Origin of the sequence: Pseudomonas sp. EA_105y_Pfl2_R69, assembly GCF_963970915.1 — a bacterium.
Classification (GTDB): Bacteria; Pseudomonadota; Gammaproteobacteria; order Pseudomonadales; family Pseudomonadaceae; genus Aquipseudomonas.
The window spans coordinates 570,717-583,142 of sequence record NZ_CAXAOO010000002.1 but is presented as its reverse complement, the minus strand read 5'-3'; the positions used below and the strand labels follow the sequence as shown (position 1 = coordinate 583,142).

Annotated in this window: 11 protein-coding genes; 2 read left to right on the top strand and 9 right to left on the bottom strand. The window is 61.8% G+C overall.

Going from position 1 to position 12,426, the window contains the following annotated elements:
* Positions 1 to 2: 2 nt before the first annotated feature.
* Together AACY13_RS08555 and cobA are read left to right on the top strand one after the other, a co-directional pair.
* On the top strand, positions 3 to 2,720 hold the full coding sequence (locus AACY13_RS08555; RefSeq protein WP_339460744.1) for a nitrate reductase: 2,718 nt from the start codon (positions 3 to 5) through the stop codon (positions 2,718 to 2,720).
* Positions 2,721 to 2,731: 11 nt separating this feature from the next.
* A complete protein-coding gene (gene cobA / locus AACY13_RS08550) occupies positions 2,732 to 3,469 on the top strand; it encodes a uroporphyrinogen-III C-methyltransferase (protein WP_339460743.1) in 738 nt (245 codons plus the stop codon).
* A 221-nt stretch (positions 3,470 to 3,690) separates the two neighbouring features.
* Here the strand turns inward: cobA and AACY13_RS08545 are convergent, their stop codons facing one another.
* The 9 genes from AACY13_RS08545 to ppsA form a co-directional block, all read right to left on the bottom strand.
* The gene (locus tag AACY13_RS08545) at positions 3,691 to 4,656 is read right to left on the bottom strand and encodes an OmpA family protein (protein WP_339460741.1); all 966 of its coding nucleotides are present in this window, start codon (positions 4,654 to 4,656) and stop codon (positions 3,691 to 3,693) included.
* Positions 4,657 to 4,763: 107 nt separating this feature from the next.
* Positions 4,764 to 5,354, bottom strand: a complete 591-nt coding sequence (sigX, locus tag AACY13_RS08540; RefSeq protein WP_339460740.1) for an RNA polymerase sigma factor SigX — start codon at positions 5,352 to 5,354, stop codon at positions 4,764 to 4,766.
* 92 nt (positions 5,355 to 5,446) lie between these two features.
* Complete coding sequence (locus AACY13_RS08535) at positions 5,447 to 6,262, bottom strand: mechanosensitive ion channel family protein (RefSeq protein ID WP_339460739.1); 816 nt, start codon at positions 6,260 to 6,262, stop codon at positions 5,447 to 5,449.
* Positions 6,263 to 6,264: 2 nt separating this feature from the next.
* Entirely contained in the window at positions 6,265 to 6,510 is a 246-nt protein-coding gene (locus tag AACY13_RS08530; RefSeq protein ID WP_339460737.1) for a CrfX protein, read from the bottom strand.
* A 54-nt stretch (positions 6,511 to 6,564) separates the two neighbouring features.
* Entirely contained in the window at positions 6,565 to 7,551 is a 987-nt protein-coding gene (locus AACY13_RS08525) for a zinc transporter ZntB (RefSeq protein WP_339460735.1), read from the bottom strand.
* Between the two features lie 22 nt (positions 7,552 to 7,573).
* Positions 7,574 to 8,062, bottom strand: coding sequence for a ribonuclease E activity regulator RraA (gene rraA, locus AACY13_RS08520; protein WP_339460734.1), 489 nt, complete (start codon positions 8,060 to 8,062; stop codon positions 7,574 to 7,576).
* Positions 8,063 to 8,092: 30 nt separating this feature from the next.
* Entirely contained in the window at positions 8,093 to 8,392 is a 300-nt protein-coding gene (locus tag AACY13_RS08515; RefSeq protein ID WP_339460733.1) for a Rieske (2Fe-2S) protein, read from the bottom strand.
* A 64-nt stretch (positions 8,393 to 8,456) separates the two neighbouring features.
* Positions 8,457 to 9,452, bottom strand: a complete 996-nt coding sequence (locus AACY13_RS08510) for an alpha/beta fold hydrolase (protein WP_339460732.1) — start codon at positions 9,450 to 9,452, stop codon at positions 8,457 to 8,459.
* 467 nt (positions 9,453 to 9,919) lie between these two features.
* A complete protein-coding gene (gene ppsA / locus AACY13_RS08505) occupies positions 9,920 to 12,295 on the bottom strand; it encodes a phosphoenolpyruvate synthase (RefSeq protein WP_339460730.1) in 2,376 nt (791 codons plus the stop codon).
* Positions 12,296 to 12,426 lie beyond the last annotated feature (131 nt).

Below are 12,426 nucleotides of genomic sequence, written 5' to 3'. Positions count from 1 at the left end.
CCATGCCCAACCCAAATCAAATCACCGCTTCGACCTGCTGCTACTGCGGTGTCGGCTGCGGCGTGCTGATCGAACATGACGGCGAGAAGATTCTTGGCGTTGCGGGCGATCCCAGCCACCCGGCCAACTTCGGCAAACTCTGCAGCAAGGGTTCGACCCTGCACCTGACCGGCGACCTCGACGCCCGCGCGCTGTATCCCGAACTGCGCCTGGGCAAAGGCCTGGCCCGTACCCGCACCGACTGGGACAGCGCCCTGGATCACGCCGCCAACGTCTTCGCCGAAACCATCCGCGAACACGGCCCGGACAGCGTCGCCTTCTATATCAGCGGACAACTGCTGACCGAGGACTACTACGCCTTCAACAAGCTGGCCCGCGCCCTGGTCGGCACCAACAATATCGACAGCAATTCGCGCCTGTGCATGTCCTCGGCCGTGGTCGGCTACAAGCGCAGCCTCGGTGCCGATTCGCCGCCGTGCAACTACGAGGACATCGAGCAGAGCGACTGCCTGCTGATCGCCGGCAGCAACATGGCCTTCGCCCATCCGGTGCTGTTCCGCCGCCTGGAAGAGGCCAAGGCCAAGCGCCCGGACATGCAGATCATCGTCGTCGACCCGCGGCGTACCGACACCTGCGACCTGGCCGACCTGCACCTGCCGATCATTCCGGGCAGCGACGTCGCGCTGTTCCACGGCATCCTGCATATCCTGATGTGGGAAGGCTGGATCGACCGCGCCTATATCGACGCCCACACCGAAGGTTTCGACGCCCTCAAGACCCTGGTGCGCGATTACAGCCCGCAAATGGTCAGCGAGCTGTGCGGCATCAGCCAGGAAAGCCTGCAGCAATGCGCACGGATGATCGGCAGCGCGCCGAGCTTTCTGTCGCTCTGGTGCATGGGCCTCAACCAGTCGAGCAGCGGCAGCGCCAAGAACAGCGCGCTGATCAACCTGCACCTGGCCACCGGGCAGATCGGCAAACCCGGTGCCGGCCCCTTCTCCCTGACCGGCCAACCGAACGCCATGGGCGGTCGTGAAACCGGCAGCCTGTCCAACCTGCTGCCCGGCCATCGCGAGGCCGGCAACGCCGAACACCGCACCGAAGTCGCCCGCTACTGGGGCGTCGACGCGCTGCCGGCCAGCACCGGGCTGAGCGCCATCGAACTGTTCGAAGCGGTGCGCGCCGGCAAGGTCAAGGCGCTATGGATCGCCTGCACCAACCCGGCGCAGTCCATGCCCGACCAGAACAAAGTGCATGAAGCCCTGGCCGCCTGCCCGTTCGTGGTGGTGCAGGAAGCCTTTTTCACCACCGAGACCTGCCACTACGCCGACCTGCTGCTGCCCGCCGCCAGCTGGGGCGAGAAGGAAGGCACGGTGACCAACTCCGAACGCCGCGTCAGCCATGTACGCCGCGCCGTGCCAGCGCCCGTCGATGCGCGGCCGGATTGGGCGATCACCACCGACTTCGCCCGTCGCCTGGAAAAACTGCTCCGCCCCGGCCTGCCCAGCCTGTTCGACTTCGACCACCCACAAGGGCTGTTCGAAGAGTACAAACACCTGACTGCCCAGCGTGACCTCGACCTGTCGGGGCTCAGCTACGCGGTTCTGGATAACCAAGGTCCCCAGCAATGGCCGTTTCCGGCCGGTGCAACCCAGGGTACGCCGCGCCTCTATGGCGACGGTCGTTACCCCACGGCCAATGGTCGTGCACAGTTTCATGCCGACCCCTACCGTGCGCCCAAGGAAAAACGCGAGGCGCGCTTTACCCTGACCCTCAACACCGGTCGCCTGCGCGACCAGTGGCACGGCATGAGCCGCACCGGCACCGCCGCGCGCCTGTTCGGTCATGTCGAAGAGGCCGTGCTCAGCCTGCACCCAGACGAGATGCGTCGCCGCCGCCTGGAAAGCGGCGACCTGATCAAGGTGCGCAGCCGGCGTGGCAGCCTGATCCTGCCGGTGCAAGCCGACGACAGCATACGCGCCGGCCAGGCCTACCTGCCGATGCACTGGGGCAACCGCTTTCTCAAGGGCCTGGGCACCAATGTGCTAACCCAGCCGGCATTTGACCCGCTGTCCAAGCAGCCGGAGCTCAAGCACGCCGGGGTCGAGGTGGAAAAGGTCGAGCTGCCCTGGACCTTCTTCGCCCTGGTCGAAGGCCAGGTGCAGACCCGTTTCGAGGCCCTGCGCCCGTTGTTCGAAGGCTTTGCCTACGCCAACCTCAACCTGACCGGTCGCGAGCGCCCCGCGCTGCTGATCCGCGCCGCCAGCGCCGTGGCACCAGAGCCCGAGCTGCTGGCGCAGATCGACCAACTGCTCGGCCTGCACGAGGGTCCGGTGCTGGCCTACGACGACCCGCGCAAAGCGGTCGGCAAGCGCGTGCGCATCGAGGACGGCCGCATCACCGCCATCCGTCTGGCCGGGGAAACCGCCGCCCGCGACTGGCTGAAAAGCCTGTGGAGCGACGGCCAGGCCGATGCCGACCTGCGCCGCTGGCTGCTCGCGCCACTGTCCACTCCACCGGGCACGGCCAGCGCCAGGAAAGCCAGCAAGACCCTGTGCAATTGCCTGAACGTCAGCCAGGACGCGGTATGCGCCGGGATCGCCCGCGGCCTCGACCTCGACGGTCTCAAGCAGGAACTCAAGTGCGGCACCAGTTGCGGCTCCTGTGTCCCGGAAATCAAGCAATTGTTGGCCACTGCGCCAATAGCGATCAATGCCTAGAGGAATCTGATATGAGCGCAAAAGTCTGGCTGGTAGGCGCAGGGCCCGGTGATCCGGAGCTGCTGACCCTGAAGGCGGTAAAAGCCCTCAATCGCGCCGATATCGTGATGATCGACGACCTGGTCAACCCGGCCGTGCTCGAGCATTGCCCGAATGCCCGGGTGGTACCCGTTGGCAAGCGCGGCGGTTGCCGCTCCACGCCCCAGGCCTTTATCCATCGCCTGATGCTGCGCTACGCCCGCCAGGGCAAGTGCGTGGTGCGCCTGAAAGGCGGCGACCCATGCATCTTTGGCCGCGGCAGCGAAGAAGTCGACTGGCTCAGCGCCCATGGCATCGAGGTGGAAATGGTCAACGGCATCACCGCAGGCTTAGCCGGCGCGACCCAGTGCGGCATTCCCCTGACCCTGCGCGGCGTGGCCCGCGGCGTGACCCTGGTCACCGCCCACACCCAGGACGACAGCACGCTGAACTGGGCCGCCCTGGCCCAGGGCGGCACCACCCTGGTGGTCTATATGGGCGTAGCCAAACTGGCGGATATCCGCGAAAGCCTGCTGGCCGGCGGTATGCGTGCCGATATGCCGGTGGCGCTGATCGAGAACGCCTCCCTGCCACAGCAGCGCGAATGCCGCAGCTCCCTGCACGCCATGCACCAGGATGCCCTGGCTTTCCAGCTGAAAAGCCCCGCCATCCTGGTCATCGGCGAGGTCGCGAGCCAACAGCAACACGCGGCCATTGCCATCAGTGCCTAACTGCTTCGCGCTCCTGCGGAGTTGCCACCTTGCCCGCTGCCCCCTCAGCGGGCTTTTTTTCGCCGAGGGGAAATACGTCGCTAGCGTGGCCGAGTGCGTGGCGAAGCAGGCTTGGAGCACGTCGCAGAAAGGTGCCGGACAGTGGATAGAACGCCACCGCTGAGCGGAAAAAAGTCATAAAAAACCCCGCCGAAGCGGGGTTTTCTACAGCGTCAGATCGATTACTGCTGGATCTGGGCTTCTACTTCAGCTTCTACGCGACGGTTAACAGCGCGGCCGGAGTCGGTGGCGTTGTCGGCAACCGGACGGGCCTCACCGTAGCCTGCAGCGTTAACGCGAGCAGCGTCTACGCCGTACTGGTTGACCAGCACGTCACGAACAGCGCTTGCACGACGCTCGGAGAGGTTCTGGTTGTAGGCATCGCTGCCAACGGAGTCAGTGTGACCTTCAACCACGGTGGTGGTCTGCGGGTACTGATTCATGAAGTCGGCCAGGTTCTTGATATCACCGTAGCTTTCTTCTTTGACGCTGGCTTTGTCGAAGTCGAACTTGACGTCCAGCTCGACACGAACCAGCTCCATCGGTTCTTCAACAGCAACCGGCTCAGGCATCGGCTCAGGAGCAGCCTCAACAACCTCGGCAGGCTTAGGGCTGCCGCCGAAGTTCATGCCGATACCGATGCTTGGAGCCCACTCGGTGTCGCCCTGGTCGATGTTGTACTGAGCTTCAACGCCAGCACGGGCGTAGAAGTTGTCGGTGAAGTAGTACTTGGCACCACCGCCCAGGTTGGCGAAGGTGGAACCGTTACGGCCGCCACGACCGGTTTGACCGATGCTCTGATCCGAGAAACCGGCAGAAACGTAAGGACGCAGTGCGTCGCCGGCGTTGTTGAAGTGGTACAGAGCATCCAGAGCGGTGTTGGAGCCCTTGATGTTGCGGCCATCTTCGCCACGAGCGTTGTGCACTTCGTCGTAGGCCAGGCGCAGTTCAACATCATCGGTCAGGTAGTAGCCAATGCTGCCACCAAACAGGTTGCCGTTGTTCTTGAAGTCACGGGCGCTGTCGAACATTTCTTTCTTGGCAAAGCCCTCCACTTCGACAGCGCCTTGACCCTGAGCCAGAACGCTGAGGGAGGATGTGGCCAGCAGCGAGCCAATGACAACGCCTAAAGTGTTTTTCAATTTCATTACTAATGTTCCCTATCTTGGTGGTCAGTAAGTTGTCTGACAAACACAAGACAACTCAGCCAGCAATTCTAACAGAATTGGCCAGTCATTCGATGCAGAAAATCTAATTAAGTTTCAGGGCTGTCGGAAAACTTTTCACGCAGGCGGTCGAGGGCTCGTTTATAGCGCATTTTCGTGGCGCTCAGGCCCATGTGCATGATGTCGGCGATCTCCTGGAACTCCAGCTCTGCGACAAAACGTAGCACCAGAATTTCCCGATCAATCGGATTGACATGCACCAACCAGCGATCCAGACCGCTACGTTCTTCAACTTTCGGGGTTTTATCCTCCGAAGCTTCTTCGAGGGGGTCCAGGCTCAGCGCATCAATAAGGCGGCGTTTGCGCCGCTCTTTGCGATATTGGGTAATACATTCGTTATAGGTAATGCTGTACAGCCAGGTTTTAAACTTGGATTTACCCTCAAAGTTCTTCAACCCATAAAGAACCTTGAGCATGACCTCTTGGCAAACGTCATCGGCATCACGCTCGCTGCCTAGATAGCGCGCGCACACATTGAACAGCGTGCGCTGGTAACGGCGCATCAGCTCTTCGTAGGCACGGGTGATATGGAACAACTCGTCGTGGGCACGCGCCACCAGCTCTTCATCCGAGAGTTCGCGGGGGTCGTAACGCACAGACACAGATTGGGCTTTATTCAAAACGAGTCGGGCCGACAGTCAGGACAAAAGCCGCCGCAGTCCGCACAAGCGGGCGACTGGGTCGGCGGCATACAATAACAGGGATTGACGCCTTAGCGGCTGCTTACCCGCTGCTCGAGCAACGTGCGATTGGCCACGGAGACCAGTTCGCCCGCATCGGTCAACAGTATGGTCTTGACCGTACCAATTTCCTCGATCTGCCCTTCGACCTCACCAACCTGAACTTGTTGCCCAACCTCATACAACTCGCGCACATAAATGCCGGCCAGTATCTGGCTGGCAATATCCCGGCTACCCAGACCGAGCGCCAGAGCCACGGCCAAGCCAACGGAAATCAGCACGATGGCGATGACATTGTTGAGCAGGTCGGTTTTGACTTCGAGCTGGCCGATGGCCACCGAAATGCTGATGATGATCACCAGGCCCTGGGCCACGCGCGACAGGCCATGGGCATACTCGAGCCCCACACCCTCGGCCGCGCCGCGCACCAGGCCGCTGACCAGTTGTGCCAACAGCACACCGGCGAGCAGCACCAATGCCGCGCCGAACACCTTGGGCAGGTACAGCGCCAGGGTATCCAGGGTCGAAGAAACCCGCTCCAGGCCCAGGGATTCTGCGGCCGTAACCAGAAAGATCAGCAGCACGAACCAGTAGACGATCTTGCCGATCAGGGTCGATACCGGCACCTGTATGCCGGCACGGCTCAGCAGCTTGGTCAGGCCAGTGCCTGCCATCAGGCGATCCAGGCCGATCTTGCCGAGCAGTTTGGACAGCAGGGTGTCGAGGAACTTGGCCACCACGAAACCCAACAGCACCACCACCATCGCCCCGAACAGGCGTGGAATAAACGCGGCAATCGGGGTCCATACGCTGGCCATCGCATCAACCAGGACTTGAGTAAATTCCATGCTTAGTCAGCCTTATCAAGAGAGGGATCGGAAGGTTTGCGCCGGGTGACGGGGGAAATATGCGCGGCACCGCTATTGATCGCGATCATCAGCGCGCCCAGGCAATGGCCCATCAGGGCAAACAGATCACCCGCGCCCACTTGGCGGTTGGCGGTCTTCAAAACGCGATGCAGACAGGCATCGTCGTCGTGATGCGACGCGGATGACTTGAGCAGATCGCGCAGCGATTCTTCAAAAGGGTCGTGCATTGCACACCTCATAGGACGTGACGGCTAGACGAGCGGACGGCCTGGATAGTCACATCAGGCCAAACGCAGCCGACGTAACAACCACCATTGGCCAAGGGCCAAAACCACCATCAACACGCAGATGATGGCAAAGCCGTAGGGGCTTTCCGCCCCGGGGATGCCGCCGACATTGATACCCAGCAGCCCGGTGAGAAAGGTCAGGGGCAGGAACACTCCGGCGATGACGCCGAAGCGATAGAGGGTACGGTTCATGCGCTGATCCATACGCCGATTTTCCGCCTCGAGAACCAGACTGACCCGCTCACGACTCAGTTCCAGCTCCTCCAGATAACGGGTCAGGCGGTTGTTCAGTTCGTTCCAGTAATCGGTGTCGTCGGCCAGGAACCAGGGCAGCTGATGGCGCGTCAGCTGCGCATAGATATCCCGCTGCGGGGCGAGGAACCGCCGCAGGCTGGCCGCGCGCCGGCGCATTTGCAGGAGTTGGCCGTGGTCGGGTACCAGCCGCTGCTCGGCATCGACCATCTCCTCCTGCTCGTCGACCTGTTCGGACAACTCCGTCACCAGATTCTCGATCTTGTCGGTCAGGTAGTGGGCCAGGCTCAGGATCACTTCCGAGGCGGATTTCGGCCCATTGCCCGCGGCCAGATCAGCGATCAGGGCCTCTGTCGCCCGCACAGGCCGCAAGCGCAGGGAAATCACCCGACGCGCATCGGCAAAGATGCGCAGCGAGACCATATCCTCAGGCTCGGCCCCGGGGTTGAGGTTGACCCCGCGCAGGAACAGCAACAACGCCTGCTCCGGAAGCGGCAGCATGCGCGGCCGGGTGTTCTCTTCGAGCAACAGGTCGCAGGCGAACTCGCTCAACCCGCTCTCACGGCGCAACCAGTCCTGGGTCTGCGGGTGACTGCGATCCCAGTGCACCCAGAGGCTTTCCTGCTCGGCCAGTTGCAGTTCCTGCAGCTGGCGACGATCCACGGCCCGCGCGCCGCCACGTCCATCGAGGACAAAGGCATGGACCAGACCGCGGTCTTCACGCGGCATTGTGGCATCTAACAAATTCAGCTTACTCCGGCATCTGCAACGCGGACGGCGAGACGATCACGCCGTTGTTGTCGGCGTACAGGTAGTCGCCCGGGCGGAACGTCACGCCACCAAAGGTCACCGCCACGTTGAGGTCGCCGATACCGCGCTTGTCGGTCTTCATCGGGTGGCTGGCCAGGGCCTGGATACCCAGTTCGGTCTGCGCCAGTACATCGACATCACGCACACAGCCATACACCACAATGCCTTCCCAGCCATTGTGCGCGGCCTTTTCCGCCAGCATGTCGCCAAGCAGTGCACGGCGCATGGAAGCGCCGCCATCGACCACCATGACCTTGCCCTTGCCTGGCTGCTCGACCTGCTCCTTGACCAGCGAGTTGTCCTCGAAGCACTTGATGGTGACGATCTCGCCGCCAAAGGAGTCGCGACCGCCGAAGTTGCTGAACATCGGCTCGACCACCTGAACCAGCTCCGGGTAGGCGTCGCACAGATCGGGGGTGATGTAGTGCATGGCAAAACTCCTGTTATCTATGGGTAAGACTTAAAGCTCTATGCCGACTCGATCAGCCGTATAGACCAGGGGTAGATGGACAAGGCCGGGGCACTGGGCATTCAAGGCCCGACCGCTGGCCAGTTCGAACTCGATCCCGTGCCGTGCACAACGCAACACGCCGGCGACCAGGGTCGCGTTATGCAAAGGAGCGCCCTGATGGGGGCAGCGATTTTCCAGCAACAGGGTACGACCTTCGACCACCATCAGCAGCAAACTGCGTCCTTGCAGCGAAAAAACTCGACGATAGCCCTCATCGAGGTTGAGCAAGCGCTCAAGAGCAATAAACATCGCACCTCCGCCGCCCGCACAGAGTGACCAGAATCTGCGCAGAAGTCAGATAGTAGCCGCTAGACTACTCGGCTGAAACGGATTTGTTCCGCTCAAGTTCGCCACTCTCGACCTGCGTGCTCTTGCGCAGCCACTGCTCCACCAGTGGCCATACCTCACGCTGGGCCTCCTTGCTGACCAGCATTTCGACATGGCCGAAGTCGCTGTGGAAGCCGTGCTTCTTGCCCAGACAGAGAAATTCGCTCGCGGGCGAGCCAAACTGTTCGAGCAACTTGCGGCAGGCCCATACCGGGTCCTGGCTGTCGCCCACCGCGGCCACGGCCATGACCGGCACCCGCACCTCGGCAAGGCCGGCCCACCAGTCCCGCTCGGCATCGCCAAAACGCCCGAACAAGCCGTGCCAGCGCAGGCTTTCGATGGCCAGACTGACCGGTTCATCCTCAGGCCCACGCTTTAGCCTGGAGCCGGAAATCACCGAGAAGCCCTTGAGCAGCAGACGGCTGCCCCACTCCACCGGCGGCACCTTGAGCGGCCAGTAGACGCGGCTGACCTGGCTACCGAACAACGCCGCCGAAGCCATTCTCGACTCGTCCAGGTAACCACCGCCCAACGCCCCGGCCAAGGTGATACCACCCAGAGAATGGCCCAACCAATGGGCTTTCTGCGGGTTCTGCTCGTAAATGAAGTCGGCAATTGCCGGCAGGTCATAACGCACATAGTCGCTGACCTTGTTGTGCTTGTACTGGCGATTGCGCGGCGACAGACCATGACCACGCATCTCGGCGATCCACACGTCAAAGCCCGCACGCGCCAACTGCGGGCCGAGGCCGATGCATTTGGGCGAATACCAGAAGCGCCGGTTGGAAAAGCTGCCGGGAATCAGGATCACGGGGACACCACGATCCTGCTGATGATCGGCACGACCCAGGCGAGTCAGAGCCAGTTGCACACTGCTATCCGGGCTGTTGCCGGGCTTGAGGCGATAGACATCCTCGCTCAGATCGCCACGAAACTCCGCGCTGATCAAGGCGACGGGGAAAAGCTCACTGCTGCTCTGCATCTTCTGCGCTCTGGTACAAAGAGTTGCTGGGGACAATCTTTCACGCCGTTCTACGGTGACTGCTACGACAGCCATAAAAACTGCCGGGAGCAGCTTTCACATCGCTCGCGACGAGCCCCAAGGGCGGTCGCTAGGGATGGCCGGCTACAAAAACGCCAAGAGCGTTTTTGCGCGCAAGCCCCGGAGGGGTGAAGCACACGGACGTGCTGAACACAAAAACGCCAGGAGCGTTTTTGCGCGCAAGCCCCGAAGGGGTGAAGCACACGGACGTGCTGAACACAAAAAATTTCCAGGAGCAATTTTTAACGTCGCTAGCGACGGCCCGAAGGGTGGTCGCCAGGGATGGCAGACCACAAAAACGCCAGGAGCGTTTTTGCGCGCAAGCCCCGGAGGGGTGAAGCACATGGATGTGCTGAACACAAAAAAGGGCAGGATCAACCCTGCCCTTGAATAGATATATATATATGTCAGACCGGCGCTTGGCCTTCCGCGAGGAAGAACCAGGTATCGAGCACCGAATCCGGGTTGAGCGACACGCTCTCGATGCCCTGCTCCATCAGCCAGCGCGCCAGGTCCGGGTGGTCCGAAGGGCCCTGGCCGCAGATGCCGATGTACTTGCCGGCCTTGTTACAGGCCTGGATGGCATTGCTCAGCAGCTTCTTCACCGCAGGGTTACGTTCATCGAACAGGTGCGCGACGATCCCGGAGTCACGATCCAGGCCCAGGGTCAGCTGGGTCAGGTCGTTGGAGCCGATGGAGAAGCCGTCGAAGAACTCGAGGAACTCTTCGGCCAGAATGGCGTTGGACGGCAGTTCGCACATCATGATGATCTTCAGGCCATCCTGACCGCGGGCCAGGCCGTTGGCCGCCAGCAGATCGACCACCTGGCTGGCTTCGCCCAGGGTGCGCACGAACGGCACCATGATTTCGACGTTGGTCAGGCCCATCTCGTTGCGCACTTTCTTCAGCGCACGGCATTCCAGTTCGAAGCAATCACGGAAGGACTCGCTGATATAGCGCGACGCACCGCGGAAACCGAGCATCGGGTTCTCTTCTTCCGGTTCGTAGAGCTTGCCGCCGATCAGGTTGGCGTATTCGTTGGACTTGAAGTCCGACAACCGCACGATGACCTTCTTCGGCCAGAACGCCGCGGCCAGGGTGCTGATGCCCTCGACCAGTTTCTCGACGTAAAAGCCGACCGGGTCGTCGTAGCCGGCGATGCGCTTCTCGACGCTGTCCTTGATCTCCGGCGGCAGGCCGGCAAAGTTCAGCAGTGCCTTGGGGTGCACGCCGATCATGCGATTGATGATGAATTCCAGGCGAGCCAGGCCCACACCCTCGTTGGGCAGCTGGGCGAAGTCGAAGGCGCGATCCGGATTACCGACGTTCATCATGATCTTGAACGGCAGATCCGGCATGGCATCGACCGAGTTCTTGCGGATATCGAAGCCCAGTTCGCCCTCGAAGATAAAGCCGGTGTCGCCCTCGGCACAGGACACGGTGACGCCCTGGCCGTCTTTCAATACGTGGGTGGCGTTGCCGCAACCGACCACCGCCGGAATCCCCAGCTCGCGGGCGATGATTGCGGCGTGACAGGTACGCCCGCCGCGGTTGGTGACGATGGCACTGGCGCGCTTCATCACCGGCTCCCAGTCCGGGTCGGTCATATCGGAAACCAGCACGTCGCCGGCCTGGACCTTGTCCATTTCCGAAACATCGTTGATCACCCGCACCTTGCCGGCACCGATCTTCTGGCCGATGGCGCGCCCTTCAACCAGCACGGTGCCGGTTTCCTTGAGCAGGTAGCGCTCCATCACATTGGCGCTGGAGCGGCTCTTAACCGTCTCGGGACGGGCCTGGACGATATACAGCTGGCCGTCGTCGCCATCTTTGGCCCACTCGATATCCATCGGCCGGCCGTAGTGCTTCTCGATGATCATGGCCTGCTTGGCCAGCTCGCTGACCTCGGCATCACTCAGGCAGAAACGCGCCCGCTCGGCGCGGTCAACATCGACCACCTTGACCGATTTGCCCGCCTTGGCTTCGTCGCCATAGACCATCTTGATCGCCTTGCTGCCCAGGTTGCGGCGCAGGATCGCCGGGCGACCGGCTTCCAGGGTCTGCTTGTGCACATAGAATTCGTCGGGGTTGACCGCCCCCTGCACCACGGTTTCACCGAGGCCATAGGCACCGGTGATAAACACCACGTCACGGAACCCCGACTCGGTGTCGAGGGTGAACATCACCCCGGCGGTGCCGGTTTCCGAACGCACCATGCGCTGCACGCCGGCGGACAGGGCGACCAGTTTGTGGTCGAAGCCCTGGTGCACGCGGTAGGCGATGGCGCGGTCGTTGAACAGTGAGGCGAAGACTTCCTTGGCCGCGCGGATCACGTTTTCCACGCCGCGGATATTCAGGAAGGTTTCCTGCTGACCGGCAAAGGAGGCGTCCGGCAGGTCTTCGGCGGTGGCCGAGGAACGCACGGCGACGGCCATATTGTCGTTGTCCCCCGCCATGGCGGCGAAGGCAGTGCGGATCTGCGCGTTTAGCTCTTCGGGGAAGGACGCATCCATTACCCACTGGCGGATCTGCGCACCGGTCTTGGCCAGGGCATTGACGTCATCCACGTCGAGGGCGTCCAGGGCCGCATGGATCTGCGCATTCAGGCCGCTCAGCTCGAGGAAGTCGCGATAGGCCTGGGCGGTAGTGGCGAAACCACCGGGTACCGAGACACCGGCACCGGCAAGGTTGCTGATCATCTCGCCCAGGGAGGCGTTCTTGCCCCCTACGTGCTCAACATCGTGATTGCCGAGCTTATCGAGGGAAACTACGTACTCTACCAAGGTGATCTCTCCACTATCGGTGTTGGAAAAACTCAGGAGCTGGATGGTTCGGCGGTACTTGCCCGCACGATTGTGGCCTGGCCCTGGAAAATAAGTAACAATGCCAGCCAGTTCGGCCCTGCAAAGGCGGG

Coding starts and splice junctions, on each gene's coding strand:
- AACY13_RS08555 (WP_339460744.1), top strand. CDS start 3: ATGCCCAACCCAAATCAAATCACCGCTTCGACCTGCTGCTACTGCGGT.
- AACY13_RS08515 (WP_339460733.1), bottom strand. CDS start 8,392: ATGTTTATTGCTCTTGAGCGCTTGCTCAACCTCGATGAGGGCTATCGT.
- AACY13_RS08545 (WP_339460741.1), bottom strand. CDS start 4,656: ATGAAATTGAAAAACACTTTAGGCGTTGTCATTGGCTCGCTGCTGGCC.
- cobA (WP_339460743.1), top strand. CDS start 2,732: ATGAGCGCAAAAGTCTGGCTGGTAGGCGCAGGGCCCGGTGATCCGGAG.
- AACY13_RS08535 (WP_339460739.1), bottom strand. CDS start 6,262: ATGGAATTTACTCAAGTCCTGGTTGATGCGATGGCCAGCGTATGGACC.
- AACY13_RS08510 (WP_339460732.1), bottom strand. CDS start 9,452: ATGCAGAGCAGCAGTGAGCTTTTCCCCGTCGCCTTGATCAGCGCGGAG.
- AACY13_RS08525 (WP_339460735.1), bottom strand. CDS start 7,551: ATGCCGCGTGAAGACCGCGGTCTGGTCCATGCCTTTGTCCTCGATGGA.
- AACY13_RS08530 (WP_339460737.1), bottom strand. CDS start 6,510: ATGCACGACCCTTTTGAAGAATCGCTGCGCGATCTGCTCAAGTCATCC.
- rraA (WP_339460734.1), bottom strand. CDS start 8,062: ATGCACTACATCACCCCCGATCTGTGCGACGCCTACCCGGAGCTGGTT.